The sequence below is a fragment of the Paenibacillus sp. FSL L8-0638 genome (assembly GCF_038593075.1).
Lineage (GTDB): Bacteria > Bacillota > Bacilli > Paenibacillales > Paenibacillaceae > Paenibacillus > Paenibacillus polymyxa_D.
Window position 1 is genome coordinate 919,689 of sequence record NZ_CP151960.1, and the last position, 17,228, is coordinate 936,916.

The following is a 17,228-nucleotide window of genomic DNA, read 5'->3' on the forward strand; positions in this document are numbered from 1 at the left end:
AGGTGTGGCTTTGTCTATTTACTTGTTTAGCTTACGATACAACAAGTAAGAATAGAGTACAGGAGAGATAACGGATATGATCAGTACGGTTAGGAAAATGACTACTCCCGCCATTCCACCGATCCATGCCGCCACCAACGCTGAAGCACCGCCAAGCATCATCATAGGCCCCCCGAAACGGTGCGTTTTACGCCATACCTCGGGATTAGACAGAGTCCACGGCGTGCGGATACCGAACGTATAGTTCGGCTGTACCTGAGTCATATAATTCCCCATCACCATCAGCATCAGGCCTATTAACCCTAAAATTATAGCATTCATTTGCAGTCGTATATTCAGGTTATACAGCAGCATTCCCCATCCAGCTACAGCGAGAACTACAGAAACACCTGCACGCGTAACTTCATAGGCTTTTGAAAATTTCTCATAATTAGCTCTGTTGGGGTCCATGTGGCGTGCCAATCGAATGACCAGCGGGACTAGGCCCAACAACACGAGCATGATAATAGAACCACTTTTGCTCGTATACCCGTCTGCTGTATTGTTAAAGTTAATATGCGAGGCTAGAACATTGGGAAGCCGGTCGTACAGCAGTATAGCGCCTATGGTGGGTGATAAGGCAATCAAAGTTGTCAAAACATCCGTCAAGCTCCAAGGTGTTCGAAATTTCATTCAGATTCCTCCCCATCCTTAATATGATTCACATTTTTCCTGGCAGGGGTATCGGAGTGGGCTATACTGAACATCCAACCGATGACATCCGCCACAACCGTTGTATGCAGGGTGTATATAATGTTTTGTCCCTGTCGTTCATCCAGCACCAGCCCAGCCTGCTTTAGGATATTGAGATGGTGGGAGATGCTGGGTTTGCTAATTTGAAAATGTTCAGCTACTTCGCCTGCGCTCATGCTTTTTTCCTTTAAAAGCTGCAAGATTGTACGCCGGGTCGGATCAGCCAAAGCTTTGAAGGCATCGTTCAAAATACATTTCCTCCTTTAGATATTTAGATAATATTCTAAATATCTAACACCATAGTAAAATACAGCTATACTACATGTCAATGGAACAAGACATCATTTTAGAAAAAATTAACGAGGTCAATTATGTTTGTATAAAGTAGTGAAATGGGCTATAATCAATTTATACAAAAATAAGATTCTTAATTTAAAGTTAATTAGAGGAGGGAATAGATATGAAACACGTCTTTCGTAAAGGAAATGATCCGCAAGCCCCGGTTATTTTGCTGTTGCATGGTACAGGCGGGAATGAACAAGACCTAATACCTTTGGCTGAGATGGTAGCACCGGGAGCTTCTGTGTTAGGCGTAAGAGGAAATGTGCTGGAAAATGGGATGCCGCGTTTCTTTCGCCGTTTGGCAGAAGGAGTGTTCGACATTGAGGATCTCGTATTTCGTACCAAAGAACTGAGCAAATTTGTGGACACAGCTGCAGAGCAATACGATTTTGACCGTAATAACGTGGTGGCTCTGGGCTATTCCAATGGTGCAAACATAGCCGCCAGCATGCTCTTTCACGATGCAAAAGCGTTACGTGGAGCTATTTTACACCATGCAATGGTGCCGTTGCGTGGGCTGGATTTGCCAGCTTTGAATGGTATCCCTGTATTTTTGTCTTCCGGGGAAAATGATCCCATTGTTCCGATTTCGGAATCTCAGGAGCTGCAAGCATTATTGGAGGGAGCCGGAGCGCAGGTGGAAGCATATTGGGAACGCAATGGTCATCAATTGACTCGGACTGAAGCCGAAGCCGCAGGGAAATGGTTTGGGGAGCATTTTAACCTGAGTGGAGAGCAGATTTAAATACCGGATAAGTTAAAATGTTGAGGATAGGGCGAGTGACCTGGCTAAAATCATCGCCCAAAAGAGTCGACTGCTTGTAGGCTGTCGGCTCTTATCCTAGCAGTATTCCTCCAGTTGCCCCCACAAGAACTACCACCCAGGGCGGCAGCTTCCAAAAAACCAGCATCACAAACAAAATGACCGCCAGAGCAAAGTCTATTGGCTTCAGGATGGCGGTAGTCCAAAGCGGATCATACAGCGCAGCCAGCAAAATACCAACCACAGCCGCATTCACTCCTACCAAAGCCCTTTGGATTTTCGGACTGTTTCTTAATTTATTCCAGAACGGAAGTACGCCGACAACAAGAAGAAATGCTGGCAAAAAAATGGCGAGAGTAGCAATCATCGCTCCTGGTAACCCCCAGGCCATAGCTCCAAGGTAACCTGCAAAGGTGAATAACGGCCCTGGGACGGCTTGCGTAGCTCCGTAACCTGCCAAGAAATTCTCTCGGCTAACCCATCCAGTTGGAACAACTTCCCTCTCCAAAAGCGGCAATACCACGTGTCCCCCACCAAATACCAAAGAGCCTGAACGAAAAAAGCTATCGAACAGCGTTAACCATCCCACTTCCTCTGAGGATCTAAGAAGCGGAAGTGCCACAAGCATTGCAACAAATACAATCAAGGAGCAGACCGCAAAAGTTCGGCTAATCGCAATTTGAAGATTGGACGTAATCTCCGCCTCTTGCTTTCGAAAAAGCCATAACCCGATAACACCAGCAGCAACAATGATTAGAATTTGACTGTAAGCTGTATGCCAGGACAACGTAATCACGGCGGAAATCACGGCAATTGTCGCCCTATCCCGATCAGGCGTCAGCTTCTGTCCCATACCTAGAATAGCATGGGCCACAATCGCAACAGCTACGATCTTTAATCCGTGAATCCACCCCGCACTCGCTATATCGTATCCTTGAAGCAAGAAAGCAAACGCAACTAACACAAGAAACGACGGCAGTGTGAAACCAATCCAGGCAGCAAGTCCTCCAAGTAATCCTGCTCTTACAACCCCAATTCCAATGCCAACCTGACTACTGGAAGGACCAGGGAGAAACTGGCAGAGGGCTACAAGATCGGCGTAACTTGCTTCATCCATCCACTTTCGGCGACGTATGTATTCATCATGGAAGTATCCTATATGTGCAATCGGTCCTCCAAAGGAAGTGAGTCCTAATTTTGCGGACACCATCAGCACTTGAAGAAGAGTGGCTAATTGTCCCCTTAGCGGCTCTTGCTTATTCGTTTCCATAAACGGGGCTCCTTTTCTCATATCTTCTAACTTTAATATAACTGAATAATGTAATCTAAATTACTCCATTTTATTAATTTGGCTCAGGAATGCATAAAATGATCCGATAGCGATCAAGCTACGGATTAGCGCTCTACTGAGCGACCCCATGATTAGGAGGCGACAAAGGAATGGCAAAACCAGATAATCGAGCCGATAATGTTGAACATTTGCAACAAAGTATTCAGAACACACAGCAGAACCTGCATGAAGCTGAAGGATATCTGAACGAATTTTCCTCTGAAATCAGCAACGAGGAACGTCAGCAGATCGAAGAAAAAAATAATCGTCGTAAAGAAAGTATTAGATCATTTCGGGAAGAAGTTAAGGACGAAGCAGCTCATTCCCAAGAATAGTTAAAAGAACGAGGCCCAACTTCGAGTTTCAATTCGAGTGGGGCCTCTTTTTATGCAAAAATCATCATAACCGCATTCATTTCAATTGCCCCCTATAATGCAGTGGAGACGCTAATCGCATTTAAAATAAAAATTTTATAAATAATGTTGTTGTAAACTAATTTGTATTGATGTTAAATAATAAAAGAAAGCGCAATCATTTATGAATTAGGATTTCATCATGCGAAGGGGGAAGGATATGCTGCTGCGAAGAAAAAGCATGGCTTTGATGTTTATGGCGGTGGTTTTGATGGCTGGACTGCTGCAAGGCTGTTCTTTCAAGACCGATGAAAAGGAAGGGCCGGGAACAGAACTTGTATTATGGACGTTCAATGAACTGCATGAGAAGTTTTTTCTGCAAATGGCTGACCAATGGAACCAACAGCACCCTGATGAATTGATTAATTTGAAAGCGAATACATTTCCTTATGACAACCATCACAGCAAGCTGTCGATTGCGCTGCAATCGGGGGTGGGAGCGCCGGATATCGCGGATATCGAGGTGAACAAGATTGGTAATTTCCTCAAAGGGATACCGCAACTGGTCCCGCTCAATCCGGTGATTGACCCCGAGATCAATAACATTGTACCTTCCAGAGTACAGATTTACGGCAAAGACGGTAAATATTACGGCATTGACTTCCACGTTGGGGCCGAAGTGATGTATTACAATAAAGAGATTATGGATCAGGCGGGGGTAAACCCGGATTCCATCGTCACCTGGGCAGACTATGCTGCTGCAGGCAAGCAAGTACTGGCGAAAACAGGCAAGCCAATGGCGACCTTAGAAACGAATGACCTATGGAGCTATTGGCCGATGATCTCCCAGCAAAATTCGGATTTTCTGGATGACAAGGGCGAGTTGACGCTGGATAACGCAACCAATATTAAAACACTCGAGTTTCTCCAACAGATGGTAAAAGACAAAGTCGCTATTCCCTCACCGGGCGGCGGGCATCATATGGAGGAATACTACGGGTTTATGAACAAAGGCGGGGCTGCTTCGGTATGGATGCCGATGTGGTACATGGGGCGTTTTACGGATTACATGCCTGACCTGAAAGGTAAAATTATCATCAGACCCATGCCGGCGTGGGAAAAAGGCGGCTATCGCTCAGCGGGTATGGGCGGAACCGGAACGGTAGTCACGAACCAATCAGAGCACCAGGATCTGGCGATGCGTTTTCTAGCCTTTGCCAAGCTGTCCAAGCAAGGGAATGTGGAGATTTGGAAGCAGCTAGGGTTTGATCCCATCCGCAGTGAAGTGTGGACAATGCCGGAAGCCAAAGCCAAAAACAAATTTACGGAGTATTTCGGAACAAATATTTTTGACACGCTCATCGAAGTCAAAGATGAGATCAATGCGGTGCATATTGGACCGAAAACGCCTGACATCGCCAGTGCTGTACGCAATAAAATACTTTATCGGACACTACAGAGTGGCGAAGATCCAGCCACGGTGCTGCATGAGCTAGCAGATGAACTGAGATAGACCCCAACAGGAAAGGGAGTGAGATTCATGGCAACGCCCGTTCATACGAACGCTAATGTACCGACAGGTCAGCCGCCAAAAACTCAGCGTCCGGCCAGAAGCCAATGGAGCCGATTTATTCATTCCAGTCGTACGGCACCGTATGTGTTTGTCCTTCCATTTTTACTGTCCTTTGCGCTATTTTTTGCCTATCCGGTCATCTCGACGGTCATTATGAGCTTCCAGGAAGTCCTGCCAGGGATAACAACTTATGTTGGACTGGAAAATTATAAGGACTTAATCAATCCTACGTTTGGAAAGGCGATATTGAATAGCGTCCTGTACACGCTGCTTACACTGGTCGTGCTGATTCCTCTGCCGCTGGTATTGGCAGTATTGCTGAATTCGCCTAAAATGCCGGGCAGAGGGTTGTTTCGCTCCGTGATGTTTATACCTGCACTAACCTCGGTGGTGGTAGCAGGAACGATCTTCCGCCTCATGTTCGGGGAATTGGATGGTTCGCTGATGAACTCCCTGTTGGGGGTCTTCGGTCTGGAGCCGTATAAATGGCTAATGAACGCCAACACCGGCTTTTTAGCGTTGATCGTGCTGGCCTTGTGGAGATGGTTGGGCGTAAATATGCTGTACTACATGTCGGGACTCCAGAACATTCCTCCCGAGTTGTATGAAGCTGCGCAGATTGATGGAGCCAGTCGTTTCGATTCATTTTGGCGGATTACGATTCCTATGCTGAAACCAGTGACGATCTACGTATTTACGATTAGCATTTATGCGGGGTTGTCCATGTTCACGGAAAGCTACATGTTGTGGAACGGAAATAACTCCCCGAACGATATTGGTTTAACGATTGTTGGCTATCTCTATCGCCAAGGTCTGGAGCAGAACAGTATGGGCTTCGGAGCTGCGGTGGGCATTGTATTGCTCGTATTTACACTCGTGCTGAACCTGATCCAGCTCAAATTTTTCGGCATGTTCCGGAAGGAGGATTAAGCGATGGCTCAGAAACAAAAAGGCTCATTATCCGCATTGCTCGTTGTCCTGTTCATTCTGTTTGCCGGGTTTGCCCTGTTTCCGCTATTTGCCGTGACGCTTGCCTCGTTCAAGCCATCGACGGAGCTGTTGCGCTACGGTTTGAATCTTAAGCTGGAGTGGGACATCATGTCCTTGAAAAACTATGCGTTCATCTTTCAGGGGACGACGGATTATTTTCAATGGTACTGGAACAGTATTGTTATTACCGTCTTGTTTACGGTGTTATGTCTGATATTGTCCGCGATGGTGGGCTATGGTCTGGAGATGTACCGTTTTAGATTGAAAAATGTGATTTTCACACTGGTGCTGGTTGTAATGATGATTCCGGTAGAAATTATCATGCTGCCGCTCTACAAGCTAATGATCGGCATGAAGCTGATTAATACAGTATGGGGTGTAATTCTACCCTTCGTCGTCGCGCCAATCCCAATCTTTTTCTTCCGTCAATATTTGAGTGGAGTACCCAAGGATTTTATGGATGCTGCGCGGGTTGACGGCTGTTCAGAATATGGCATTTTCGTACGCATTATGATGCCTCTAATGGCGCCTGCATTTGCGGCAATGGCTATTTTGCAGGCGATGAACAGTTGGAATAACTTCCTGTGGCCGATGATTGTATTGCGGACCAACGACATGCTGACACTGCCCATTGGACTGTCCAGTCTGCTGACGCCATATGGCAACAATTATGATGTGCTGATCGCGGGCTCCGTTTTGGCTATTTTACCGATTCTGGTCGTGTTTCTATTCTTCCAGCGTTACTTTATTGAAGGAATGACGGCAGGTGGAGTAAAAGGGTAATCGGAAAGGTATTCAATGGAGCGATTGAATACAAGAAATGTGCAACGTCAGAAGGGGCTGATCGGGCATTGATCCCGGTCTGCCTTTTTTTGATTCGATTGATTTTCATTCTCATTTTCATGCTATCATCTGCACAAGCTATGGGTAAACGTGGTATGATATTTGAAAGATTTCAAATACAGCACTTTGCATCATTCGATTCCTGATTTGAAATTGCTCTTGGGATTTATGCAAAATGCTCAATACAGAAATATTCAGGCGGAGCGTGGAGAACCTATGGAACCAACAGAAACCCAGAAAACTGACCCGGCCATGGCGTCAACCGTTGGCATGGAGGATATTGTACGGGCGCATCATATGCTGCGTGAGGTGATTGTACGTACACCTTTACAGAGGGATGCCGTCCTATCGGCCAAATATAACTGTAATGTGTATCTGAAAAGAGAGGATCTCCAAGTCGTGCGGTCCTTTAAAATCCGTGGTGCTTACAACATGATCCGTAGCTTGACTCCCGGACAAATGGAAAAAGGCATCGTGTGTGCGAGTGCAGGGAATCATGCGCAAGGTGTGGCTTTTTCATGTAATGCACTTGGTATCCACGGTAAAATATTTATGCCGAGTACAACGCCTAATCAGAAAGTGAAGCAGGTTCGTCGCTTTGGGGGAAACAGTGTAGAGGTCATTTTGACCGGAGATACGTTTGACGATGCTTATGATGAGGCCATGAAGGTGTGTAGCGAGCAGGCAATGACCTTCATCCATCCGTTTGATCAGCCGAAAATTATTGCGGGCAATGGTACGATTGCGATGGAAGTGATGGAGAGTCTAGATACACCTATGGATTATGTGTTCGTAACGATTGGCGGCGGCGGTTTGGCGGCAGGCGTAGGTACGTATGTTAAAACCGTGAGTCCATCCACCAAGGTAATTGGTGTGGAACCCCTTGGCGCGGCGTCGATGACGGAAGCGATGCGTTTACACAAGGTGGTTACACTGGATCAAATAGATAAGTTTGTTGACGGAGCTGCGGTGAAGCGTGTGGGTCAGCTGACATACGATATTTGTAAACATACCTTGGACGATATTGTGAAGGTACCGGAAGGTAAAGCATGTACCGCGATTCTGGAGCTGTATAATGAAAATGCGATTGTTGTGGAGCCTGCGGGTTCACTGCCTGTTGCAGCACTTGATCTGTACCGCGAGCAGATTCAAGGCAAAACGGTTGTCTGTATCGTCAGCGGTGGTAACAACGATATAGATCGAATGCAGGAGATCAAGGAACGGTCCCTAATCTACGAAGGACTGAAGCATTATTTTATGGTGAATTTCCCGCAAAGAGCTGGGGCACTGCGTGAGTTTCTACAGGATGTGCTTGGACCGGACGACGATATTACTAGGTTTGAATATACGAAAAAGAATGATAAGGAAAATGGACCAGCTCTGGTCGGCATTGAGCTGTTCCACAAGGAAGACTATTTTCCTTTAATTGAACGAATGAACCGCAAGGGGCTTAAATATACGGAACTGAATAAAAACGAAAATCTATTTAATATGCTAATTTGAAAAGGAGCCTGCGGGCTCCTTTTTTGTATCAGTATTTTGCAAAATCCTCGTATGTAAAGCGTTATGCGTAGTTTATAAATTTCTTTTTATTTGAAATAAAGCGTTTACAAAACAGAATGTGATAGGTTAATATATAGGTAACTTCATAAGTATAAACACTAATGTAATAGGTGTGTCACCTGAATTTCATTATAAGATACTCATTCGGAGGTGCGAAAGAAATGTTGAAAGCATGGAAAAAATCAGTACAGAGTAAATTGACCCGAACGGCGTTTGCTGCTGTAACCTCGGCTGCTTTGTTACTTTCAGTGATGCCATCTGCATCCGCAGAGCACTGGGCGTTAACTGGTGATGTGGCAGTACATGATCCGTCCATTACGAAAGAAGGCAACGCTTGGTATATTTTCTCCACAGGGCAGGGGATACAGGTTCAAAGATCGGACGACGGACGCAATTTTTACAGATTGCCGCAAATATTCCTGTCGCCGCCATCATGGTGGAAATCGTATGTACCTAAACAAACCCCAAATGATGTGTGGGCACCGGACGCTCAGAAGTACAATGGACGTGTCTGGGTTTACTATTCCATTTCAACTTTCGGGTCGCGCACTTCGGCCATTGGATTAACTTCAGCAACAAGCATTGGCGCGGGGAGCTGGAGAGATGATGGACTCGTGCTGCGTACGACGGATGCCAACGATTATAATGCGATTGACCCGAATCTCGTCATTGACGCTTCCGGTAACCCGTGGCTTTCCTTTGGTTCATGGAATTCAGGCTTGAAAGTGACTCGATTGGACAAGAATACGATGAAGCCTACGGGCCAGATCTATTCTATCGCCAAGCGTACGGCTGGTGGTTTGGAAGCGCCACATGTTACATACCGGGACGGCTATTATTATCTGTTTGCTTCCATTGATAACTGCTGCAAAGGCGTAGACAGTAATTATAAGATTATTTACGGTCGCTCTACTAGTATTACCGGACCGTATGTGGACAAGAGCGGCAAAAGCCTGATGGACAGCGGCGGAACGATACTGGATGCGGGGAATGACCGTTGGAAGGGACCTGGCGGCCAATCCGTCTATAACAACAGTGTCATTGCGCGTCATGCCTATGATGCCACTGATAAAGGAAATCCAAAACTTCTGATTAGTGATTTGAAATGGGATTCGGCAGGCTGGCCTACGTACTAAAGAGAGGACCGTTTGGAGTCACCTATGTAGTAAAATCATATAGATATATTCAAAAACTGTTCCTCTTATGGGGAACAGTTTTTGGCTTGCAATGTCATAGAAACATGCTATTATGTATCAAGTTGATAATAATTATCATTATCGTTATCGTTTTGGAAAACGTAATGATTTTTCAGGTACGGAGGGAGTGACCTCACCAAATGCAGTCTAAAGACAGCATGGACAAACATACAGCTCGGACAGAGAGGGCAGTTCCTGAAGTAGTCATAACAGCACGTCCAGTACTTCGAGCGGGTAGGATTCGGCAGGCGTTGTTGTTCACAGCTTCGGCTGTATTGTTGGGTTTGGCCATATTCGCCGCCATTTCTCTCGGAGCCAAGGACTTGACCGTAAGCACCGTGTGGTCGGCAGTATTTCACTATGATCGTTCGCTGATGACACATCAGATCATTCATGAGTTGAGACTGCCGCGTGTACTCGGTGCAGCTGTTATTGGAGCTGCGCTTGCGGTTGCAGGTTCTCTGATTCAGGGCATTACGCGCAACCCGCTGGGAGATACAGGTGTGCTGGGCATTAACGCAGGAGCGATGTTTGTAGTTGCAGTGAGTTTTGCCTTTTTTCCCGATCTTCCTTATGGGACGTTAATAGTATTGTCGTTCCTGGGAGCGCTGATGAGTACCTTACTGGTATTTGGTCTGGGAGCATCTGCGCCTGGTGGATTGACACCTATGAGACTGACGGTGTCTGGAGCTGTGACGGCTGCCCTGTTAGGTTCCATGACTTCGGGGATTGCGATTTATTTTGATTTAAGTCAGGATTTAGCCTTCTGGTATGCGGGTGGTGTAGCCGGGATCAAATGGTCGCAGCTTGAGATTCTTGCACCGATTTTGCTTATTGTGATCGCCTGGTCTATGGGGCTGGCACGTTCTATTTCGCTGATTTCGATGGGCGATGAGGTGGCGTTAAACCTTGGGTTGAATCTCAGGCGCATTCGGCTTTTGGGTCTGCTGACCGTAGTGGTACTGGCCGGACTCTCTGTATCGGCTGCTGGAGCCATCGGCTTTGTAGGTTTGGTTATCCCACATATCGCTCGCAAGCTAATCGGTGTGGATTATCGCCAGATTGTGCCGCTGTCTGCGTTATTGGGAGCCGTGTTACTGGTGCTGGCAGATTTGGGAGCGAGAATGGCAAATCCGCCAGAGGAGCTAGCTATTGGAATTATGGTGTCTTTTATCGGAGTACCCTTTTTCCTCTTTCTCGCCCGTAAGGAAAGGAGGGATTTATAGTGAGTCGCTCTTTAGGGATTGGGGACACAAGAACGAAAAAGGCTTGGCTCGTTTGTTTGGTATTGGCGGGAATCAGCTTTGCCGTCCTTGTTTTGGGTTTGAATACCGGAACGATTCGTATTCCACCACTACGCGTGCTGGATACGTTGTTTGGCGGTGGCAGCGGACGTGATCATATCGTTCTGTTCGAGTATCGTCTGCCTCGTATTGCTGTAACGGTGCTGGCTGGAGCGGGACTAGGCGCAGCCGGGGCGGTCATGCAAGGCTTGTCACGGAACGCACTTGCTGATCCGGGAGTGCTCGGTCTTCATGCAGGGGCTGCGTTGGGACTGGTAATGTTCGTTAGCTTTTTTCGCGACTTGGACGGTTCGGCCGCCGTCCTGATCCCCTTGTTTACCTTTGCAGGAGGTGTCATTGCGGCGGTGCTGATTGTTTTGTTGTCCTATAGCCGTAACAGAGGAATCGTGCCAGTGCGTCTGATTTTGTCCGGTATCGGTGTAGCCTCGGGCCTTAGCGCTATAACGCTGTATTGGTCGTTGCGGCTGGATGAGGATACATACGCATTTACCGCACGTTGGTTGGCTGGCAGCGTTTGGGGCCGGGACTGGATACATGCAGCAGCTTTGCTGCCTTGGTTAGTCATTGTATTACCTTACGTTCTGTCGCAGACGCGCAGTCTGAATAACCTGTCGTTGGGCGACGAGACCGCGGCTGGAATCGGTACAAGTGTGAAGCGCCAGCGCCTATTACTGCTGGGCGCAGCTGTGGCTCTATCCAGTGCCAGTGTATCCATGGCCGGAGGCATCGGCTTTATCGGGCTCATTGCGCCTCATCTGGCTCGCCGCCTGGTTGGGCCGATGTACCAGCATTTGCTGCCAGTAGCCTGTTTGGTTGGGGTCGTCATTCTGGTCACCGCCGACACGATTGGGCGTTCGGTGTTTCAGCCAAATGCGATTCCCGCAGGTGTGGTGGTTGCTGTGGTAGGAGCTCCGTATTTTCTATTCTTGTTGTCCCGAACAAAATGACAGAAGAGCCTTCTATAATGATCATTATAATGTAGAGTTTCTATAGCATAGGAGAGAATAAACATGAGAAAACACAGATTTGAGGGTTCAGGTTTTAAACGTTCATGGGTAGTCACAACTCTTGTTATATGCATGATTATACTATCTGCTTGCGGACAAGCAGCCGACAAACAGACTGCCGATACGAAAGCGGCTGGCAGTGCGCAGACAACCATTAGTGCGGATTCGCGTATTGCTTCGATGTCTATTCATTTGACGAACAATCTGCTGGCATTGGGTATTACTCCGGCTGGTTCGGTCATTGGCGGAGATGTGAAGGATTTTCTGCCGCATGTAAAAGATCGTCTTCAAAGTACCCGCAAGCTAGGTGTTGTCACAGACCCGGATATGGAAGCGGTACTGGAGCTTCAACCTTATCATATTTTCTTGGACAAAAAATATTCGGGAACCGATGTGGCCAAGTTTGAAAAAATTGCGCCGACCGAAGTTTTTGATCTGGATGAAGGCACATGGAAGGATCAATTGAAAAAAATAGCCGTTATGGTCAAACATGAAGCACAGGCAGACGCATTTCTAAAAGACTATGATACACAGAGGGAACGAGTCAAAAAGCTGATTCATTCAAAAATTGGGGACGGAACGGTTATGGCTGTACGTGTGACGGCGAAAGAGGTTCGTGTTATGGGGATGAAGCGTCCGGTAGGACCGCTGTTGTATCAGGACTTGGGTTTGAAGCCAGCCAAGGGTGTGGAAAAGATCAACAAGGCTTATCAGGTGGTTTCGCAAGAGGTTTTACCGGATTATGATGCCGATGCGATTCTTGTTATCATCAGTAAAGGCGCGGATGCCCAAAAGGTATACAAGCAGCTGGAAGGAAACACAGTATGGCAAGGTCTCAAAGCGGTGAAGCAAGGGCATGTCTACATGTTGGACGGACAGCCTTGGCTGGACTATTCCGCAATGGGACACAAAATGGCTCTGGATAATGCAGAACAACTATTTTCCAAATAAGTTCTAAAATATATCAAGCCGTATTCCTCCATGCAGCTTCTTGCAGGCCAGGAATACGGCTTTTTGGCGCACACCCCAGCTGTAAGTCGATTGCCTGATCGAAATGAAAAGGAGCTGCTATGACCCAAAATGGGGCAGCTCCATATAATGAAAATTGCGGGCTATGAACGTTTTTTACGCAGAAAAATCGGTTTGAGTCCAATAAAGCCGATGGAGGCGAGAATTAAATTTACCCAAGGTGAGATCCTGAATACTGGCAGTACACTGCGCAGCGCTAGTCCGGCGATAAGAATCACGACAACTAACACAACATACATCAAGATGGATTTAAGATTCATCTGGGGCTTTACAGGGGCGTGGTCTGGCTGTTGTGTCTCCTCGTCATCTTCGGGACGGTCCATAAAATTCATCAGGGCTTCAACGAGTAGAATGGCTCCTGCGGCGATGATGATAAGGGTGGATAGGCTGATTTCTTCAAAGGGTTTGAGATCTCCACCTGTATAGGTGACAAACCATCCGATAATCGCCTGTGTCAAGAAAAACATGGACAAGGCAACCCATGTAATAAGCGTATAATTTTTTGCTTTATTCATTGCTTCCTCCTGCTTTATGAGCGTATCCCGGGCTGATGGAACCGCCATTTCGTAACAAAGACAGTATACGTGAGGAAGCGTCGGATGGCAAAAGACTTTATCTATAGCATGTATATTACCGTTGCATTCTCCTCAAACTGGATAAAGGGTGAGCACATGGAGCAACCTGAATATAAACGTTGAGAGGATGTGGCATCATGAAACTGGAGAACCAGGCAGATTATTTAGTCCAAAAACGACTGGGAAACGCTTCGAATGGGAATAGCGGGGCGGCCTCGTCTACAAATGTGAGTCACCGGAGCGTTCAAGGAACATCTCCAACGTACCGTATACTGGACGATATCGAAGTGGCTGAGGATACAGAATTTGCAGGTGAGCTAGGTGCACAGAACTACCGCAGCCTGTGGCATGAGGATGAACATAACGGCGACTCTTGTAAACTGCAGTGGGAAGGACGAACGGAGACCCACCAAATGTTCAGGAACAGCTACGAATAACGAATGTCACTTTGAATGTAGTGGATTCACTCACATAAGTGTAGTATAGCGTTCTCCGGAATCGCATCGGGGAGCGCTATTTGTTTACTTTTTTAACGATGTGAACTGACAGGTTGACAAGGAAGCAGGGCGATGATAGACTGACTTTACTATAAAACTTATTAAACTTATCGGAATTAAAGCAAATAAATATCCTGGATGGATATTCCACGTTACTATATGAGTTCGAATTCATAAATGTGTAGTGAAGCTTGAAACAGGGGGAATCCGGATGGAACGGCAAATTGGAATTCGTTTTGAACATGAAGAGCTGGCCGCAACAATTCATTATCCAAACCGTACAAATGAGGGAGAGTTTCAGAGACGAGTTCCCCTCGTTGTTATATGTCACGGTTTTGTAGGCAATCGTATCGGCGTAGATCGATTATTCGTCAAGACTGCGCGTGAACTGGCCGAAGGGGGATATTTTGTCCTGCGCTTTGATTTTGCCGGTTGTGGGGAAAGCACAGGTGAATACGGCAAGCAGGGGCTCGAGTCCATGATTAATCAGACACGTACCGTATTGGATTACGCCGTCAATTGTGCGGACATTGACCCGACCAAGGTGACGCTGATCGGTCACAGTCTGGGGGGCGCGGTTGCCCTTCTCACAGCCGTACGGGACAAGAGAGTACAAAATCTGGTCCTTTGGTCAGCAGTGGGCTATCCGTTCAATGACATCGTCAAAATTACGGAGCGAAGCGTGTACGATGAGTCTGTTAAAACCGGTCATGCCGACTATTTGGGCTATAAGTTTACGCCTGCTTATTTTGAGTCGTTAGCTCAATTTCAGCCGTTCCAGGAGGCCGTTAAATTTAACGGGGATGTGCTCGTCATTCATGGAACCTCGGATGATATTATTCCTGTCGATTATGCATTTCTGTTTCAAAAAATATTCTGGATGCGTCCAGAGGGACGCTGTGATAAAGAGATTATTTTCCAGGGAGATCACACCTTCTCGTCAGGTAAAGAGCGGCAACGGCTCATTGATCGGACGCTTGAATGGCTGGATGAACAGGAAAATATTCAACGTGATTGGCAGCACTGGATGATCTGATTTCCGTGTGTAACGGATTGTATTGGAAATTGCGCCTCCGCCGGAGTAAAATGGAAGAGTAACACTATACTGGCGTGTGGAGGTTGGCAGCGATGACATTACCCTCAATTTTTGTTGCGCATGGTTCACCGACACTGGCTGTAGAAAATAACGCATATACCAGCTTTCTTGCAAAGCTGGGCGCGAGCCTGCCCCGACCCAAAGGAATTGTCATTTTTTCCGCGCATTGGGATAGCCCCGATCAATGTATTGGCGCGGATGATCAGCATGCAGCGTTGCACGATTTCTATGGCTTTCCTGAAGAAATGTACTCAATCGATTACCCTGCACCAGGCGATCCAAAGCTGTATGAGGAGATAGAGCATCTGTTCAGTCAGCATAACTTGTTCCACCAGCCGGTTCGGAACCGGGGACTGGATCATGGAGCATGGGTGGTTTTGCGGCATATATATCCTGATGCGGACATACCGGTCGTACCGTTATCTATTGATTCTCGGCGCGCTCCTCAAGAGCAATACGAGATTGGACGGATGCTGGCGCCGTTGCGAGAACAAGGGATTTTGATTATCGGTAGCGGCGGATTGGTCCACAACTTGCGGACACTCAAGCAGACGAGTGAGCCAGCCGATTGGGCCGTTCAATATGATGACTGGATTGCACAGCAGCTTCAAGACTGGAATTTACGTCACTTATTCCAATATGACAAGAAGGCTCCATATGCCAAACAGGCGGTACCTTCTTATGGAATAGAGCATTTTTCACCTTTGTTTTATGCGATGGGGGCTGCAGATCAGGAGCGCTCCGCGCATAAGCTTTTTCAGTCGTATGTCCTTGGCTCGCTGAGTCTCAATTGTTGGGCTTTTGGTCAAGAAAGTGATACGTAAATGTAAAAAAGAACTTCCGAATCCACATGCTGTGTGGGAATGGAAGTTCTTTTGTGTATTTTGCGTCTTCGATTAATTTGAAGGCACGTTCTTTTTTAGCCAAGTGGATACCTGCGAAGTACGTTGATCTCCATTTTGATCCAACAGTGTCATAAATGCTTTCAGCTTTTGAATATAGGTGCTCTTCGAATCCATATTACGTTGAACGACCCATTGATACCCTTTTTTGGCATTCTGATGAATCTTCCCGGTATCATAATCGAATAATGGCGTATTGTTCGTGCCGTAGAAAGTATAGAAGAAGTACAGATCGTGCAATTTTTTTATAGCTTGTGTACGATTGGAATGTGGATATTGGTGTAAAAACAATTCCTGTGCCAGCACTCGTCCGGCTAACTGTTGATAGCCGATACGGAGCGCGACATCCTTGGTAGCCGCCTGTCCGGATTCCATCGACATGATGTCAATATAGCTGCGGATATCTGCCGTGGTGTGCTTCCCGAATACTTTATATTTTTCATAGTTGATGATTGGGTAATACATGCCTTCTGCGGTTTCAAGTTTGTAGCCGGCATCTCTTGTTTGAGTTAGCAACTTTTTCAGGTTCGCATCGCTTGTACGGCTGATTACATTTGTGAACGAATCACCGGGTTTATAGATTTGATTTATTTTGGTTTGAACAGAGGTCGGGTATAGGTTCTGTGTATAGGAATCCAATTGCTGGTTCTGTGCATTTTCCAGATGAAGCACCATGAGGGTAGCTTGAGAAGCTGGAATGGATTGAATATGCTTTTGCAAATAAGTGAATGCCTGAGATAGCTTGCCGGGTTGGCCTAGTAGCTGCTCGAAGGTCTTGGAGATATGTTGTACACTTTCTGCCTGAGATGTCGTAGTAGACGTCGCCGCTTTGGCTGATGCCGTATATCCCGATCCCATAGTCTGCACTGTGAAAGTTACTGCTGCGAGCATGAGATAGGCTTTGGTGATTTTTTTCATGATATAACCCTCCATTACGTTCTTTGATGTAACTGTAGTGTATAGGGTAAATGTATCGTGAGCATTCCATGTTGTATCCAACTTGTAAACGTTTGGGGAGGATAATGAATCCGATAAAAGAGTCCGAGTTAGGAGGAGCTAATAGCCTCCTTGTGAGCATAACAGCGCAAAAAAATAACCATTATCCCGGAGGATAACGGTTATTTGGGGGATGT

The 17,228-nt window shown here is 46.6% G+C and carries 18 protein-coding genes; 13 read left to right on the forward strand and 5 right to left on the reverse strand.

The annotated features are described in order from the left end of the window. Positions 1–18: 18 nt before the first annotated feature. Together MKY35_RS04130 and MKY35_RS04135 are read right to left on the reverse strand one after the other, a co-directional pair. Positions 19–672 carry an SdpI family protein gene (locus MKY35_RS04130; protein ID WP_342445669.1) on the reverse strand — a complete coding sequence of 218 codons (654 nt, stop codon included), beginning with the start codon at positions 670–672 and terminating at the stop codon, positions 19–21. Continuing rightward, entirely contained in the window at positions 669–980 is a 312-nt protein-coding gene (locus tag MKY35_RS04135; RefSeq protein ID WP_029517140.1) for an autorepressor SdpR family transcription factor, read from the reverse strand. The genes MKY35_RS04130 and MKY35_RS04135 overlap by 4 nt, the downstream gene beginning before the upstream one ends. A 212-nt stretch (positions 981–1,192) precedes the next feature. Here MKY35_RS04135 and MKY35_RS04140 point away from each other — a divergent pair, with 212 nt between their 5' ends. Then, positions 1,193–1,819, forward strand: coding sequence for an alpha/beta hydrolase (locus MKY35_RS04140; RefSeq protein WP_342445670.1), 627 nt, complete (start codon positions 1,193–1,195; stop codon positions 1,817–1,819). Between the two features lie 91 nt (positions 1,820–1,910). On the opposite strand, the gene MKY35_RS04145 is transcribed toward MKY35_RS04140, so the two are convergent. Continuing rightward, the gene (locus MKY35_RS04145; protein ID WP_342445671.1) at positions 1,911–3,107 is read right to left on the reverse strand and encodes a chromate transporter; all 1,197 of its coding nucleotides are present in this window, start codon (positions 3,105–3,107) and stop codon (positions 1,911–1,913) included. A gap of 170 nt (positions 3,108–3,277) precedes the next feature. Here MKY35_RS04145 and tlp point away from each other — a divergent pair, with 170 nt between their 5' ends. The 9 genes from tlp to MKY35_RS04190 all read left to right on the forward strand — a co-directional run bounded on the left by tlp (position 3,278) and on the right by MKY35_RS04190 (position 12,947). Beyond that, positions 3,278–3,502 carry a small acid-soluble spore protein Tlp gene (gene tlp, locus MKY35_RS04150; protein WP_250243226.1) on the forward strand — a complete coding sequence of 75 codons (225 nt, stop codon included), beginning with the start codon at positions 3,278–3,280 and terminating at the stop codon, positions 3,500–3,502. A 238-nt stretch (positions 3,503–3,740) separates the two neighbouring features. Continuing rightward, positions 3,741–5,033, forward strand: coding sequence for an ABC transporter substrate-binding protein (locus MKY35_RS04155; protein WP_342445672.1), 1,293 nt, complete (start codon positions 3,741–3,743; stop codon positions 5,031–5,033). 27 nt (positions 5,034–5,060) lie between these two features. Then, a complete protein-coding gene (locus MKY35_RS04160; protein WP_029517137.1) occupies positions 5,061–6,023 on the forward strand; it encodes a sugar ABC transporter permease in 963 nt (320 codons plus the stop codon). Positions 6,024–6,026: 3 nt separating this feature from the next. Further along, positions 6,027–6,866, forward strand: coding sequence for a carbohydrate ABC transporter permease (locus tag MKY35_RS04165; protein ID WP_029517136.1), 840 nt, complete (start codon positions 6,027–6,029; stop codon positions 6,864–6,866). Positions 6,867–7,142: 276 nt separating this feature from the next. After that, on the forward strand, positions 7,143–8,429 hold the full coding sequence (gene ilvA, locus MKY35_RS04170; protein ID WP_039272546.1) for a threonine ammonia-lyase IlvA: 1,287 nt from the start codon (positions 7,143–7,145) through the stop codon (positions 8,427–8,429). 221 nt (positions 8,430–8,650) lie between these two features. After that, positions 8,651–9,625, forward strand: a complete 975-nt coding sequence (locus MKY35_RS04175; protein ID WP_342445673.1) for a glycoside hydrolase family 43 protein — start codon at positions 8,651–8,653, stop codon at positions 9,623–9,625. 200 nt (positions 9,626–9,825) lie between these two features. Then, positions 9,826–10,911 carry an iron ABC transporter permease gene (locus MKY35_RS04180; protein WP_318628218.1) on the forward strand — a complete coding sequence of 362 codons (1,086 nt, stop codon included), beginning with the start codon at positions 9,826–9,828 and terminating at the stop codon, positions 10,909–10,911. Beyond that, positions 10,911–11,936 (forward strand): iron ABC transporter permease, encoded by a 1,026-nt coding sequence (locus MKY35_RS04185; RefSeq protein WP_069012875.1) that lies wholly within the window; start codon positions 10,911–10,913, stop codon positions 11,934–11,936. The genes MKY35_RS04180 and MKY35_RS04185 overlap by 1 nt, the downstream gene beginning before the upstream one ends. A 63-nt stretch (positions 11,937–11,999) precedes the next feature. Then, positions 12,000–12,947 carry an ABC transporter substrate-binding protein gene (locus tag MKY35_RS04190; RefSeq protein WP_342445674.1) on the forward strand — a complete coding sequence of 316 codons (948 nt, stop codon included), beginning with the start codon at positions 12,000–12,002 and terminating at the stop codon, positions 12,945–12,947. 161 nt (positions 12,948–13,108) lie between these two features. Here MKY35_RS04190 and MKY35_RS04195 read toward each other — a convergent pair whose 3' ends face one another. Next, positions 13,109–13,540: a hypothetical protein gene (locus MKY35_RS04195; protein ID WP_342445675.1), complete on the reverse strand. Its 432-nt coding sequence runs from the start codon at positions 13,538–13,540 to the stop codon at positions 13,109–13,111. 197 nt (positions 13,541–13,737) lie between these two features. Between MKY35_RS04195 and MKY35_RS04200 the strand changes: the two genes are divergently transcribed. The 3 genes from MKY35_RS04200 (at position 13,738) to MKY35_RS04210 (ending at position 16,017) form a co-directional block, all read left to right on the forward strand. Further along, positions 13,738–14,037 carry a hypothetical protein gene (locus tag MKY35_RS04200; protein WP_322252453.1) on the forward strand — a complete coding sequence of 100 codons (300 nt, stop codon included), beginning with the start codon at positions 13,738–13,740 and terminating at the stop codon, positions 14,035–14,037. A 271-nt stretch (positions 14,038–14,308) separates the two neighbouring features. Beyond that, positions 14,309–15,133: an alpha/beta fold hydrolase gene (locus MKY35_RS04205; RefSeq protein ID WP_322252454.1), complete on the forward strand. Its 825-nt coding sequence runs from the start codon at positions 14,309–14,311 to the stop codon at positions 15,131–15,133. A 92-nt stretch (positions 15,134–15,225) separates the two neighbouring features. Continuing rightward, on the forward strand, positions 15,226–16,017 hold the full coding sequence (locus MKY35_RS04210) for a class III extradiol ring-cleavage dioxygenase (RefSeq protein WP_029517127.1): 792 nt from the start codon (positions 15,226–15,228) through the stop codon (positions 16,015–16,017). 72 nt (positions 16,018–16,089) lie between these two features. Here MKY35_RS04210 and MKY35_RS04215 read toward each other — a convergent pair whose 3' ends face one another. Next, complete coding sequence (locus tag MKY35_RS04215; RefSeq protein ID WP_342445676.1) at positions 16,090–17,013, reverse strand: hypothetical protein; 924 nt, start codon at positions 17,011–17,013, stop codon at positions 16,090–16,092. Between the last annotated feature and the right edge of the window lie 215 nt (positions 17,014–17,228).

Bases quoted from the DNA above. Each gene is read 5' to 3' on its own strand.
- MKY35_RS04130 (WP_342445669.1), bottom strand. From the start codon at position 672: ATGAAATTTCGAACACCTTGGAGCTTGACGGATGTTTTGACAACTTTG.
- MKY35_RS04140 (WP_342445670.1), top strand. From the start codon at position 1,193: ATGAAACACGTCTTTCGTAAAGGAAATGATCCGCAAGCCCCGGTTATT.
- MKY35_RS04145 (WP_342445671.1), bottom strand. From the start codon at position 3,107: ATGGAAACGAATAAGCAAGAGCCGCTAAGGGGACAATTAGCCACTCTT.
- tlp (WP_250243226.1), top strand. From the start codon at position 3,278: ATGGCAAAACCAGATAATCGAGCCGATAATGTTGAACATTTGCAACAA.
- MKY35_RS04155 (WP_342445672.1), top strand. From the start codon at position 3,741: ATGCTGCTGCGAAGAAAAAGCATGGCTTTGATGTTTATGGCGGTGGTT.
- MKY35_RS04160 (WP_029517137.1), top strand. From the start codon at position 5,061: ATGGCAACGCCCGTTCATACGAACGCTAATGTACCGACAGGTCAGCCG.
- MKY35_RS04165 (WP_029517136.1), top strand. From the start codon at position 6,027: ATGGCTCAGAAACAAAAAGGCTCATTATCCGCATTGCTCGTTGTCCTG.
- ilvA (WP_039272546.1), top strand. From the start codon at position 7,143: ATGGAACCAACAGAAACCCAGAAAACTGACCCGGCCATGGCGTCAACC.
- MKY35_RS04175 (WP_342445673.1), top strand. From the start codon at position 8,651: ATGTTGAAAGCATGGAAAAAATCAGTACAGAGTAAATTGACCCGAACG.
- MKY35_RS04180 (WP_318628218.1), top strand. From the start codon at position 9,826: ATGCAGTCTAAAGACAGCATGGACAAACATACAGCTCGGACAGAGAGG.
- MKY35_RS04190 (WP_342445674.1), top strand. From the start codon at position 12,000: ATGAGAAAACACAGATTTGAGGGTTCAGGTTTTAAACGTTCATGGGTA.
- MKY35_RS04195 (WP_342445675.1), bottom strand. From the start codon at position 13,540: ATGAATAAAGCAAAAAATTATACGCTTATTACATGGGTTGCCTTGTCC.
- MKY35_RS04200 (WP_322252453.1), top strand. From the start codon at position 13,738: ATGAAACTGGAGAACCAGGCAGATTATTTAGTCCAAAAACGACTGGGA.
- MKY35_RS04205 (WP_322252454.1), top strand. From the start codon at position 14,309: ATGGAACGGCAAATTGGAATTCGTTTTGAACATGAAGAGCTGGCCGCA.
- MKY35_RS04210 (WP_029517127.1), top strand. From the start codon at position 15,226: ATGACATTACCCTCAATTTTTGTTGCGCATGGTTCACCGACACTGGCT.
- MKY35_RS04215 (WP_342445676.1), bottom strand. From the start codon at position 17,013: ATGAAAAAAATCACCAAAGCCTATCTCATGCTCGCAGCAGTAACTTTC.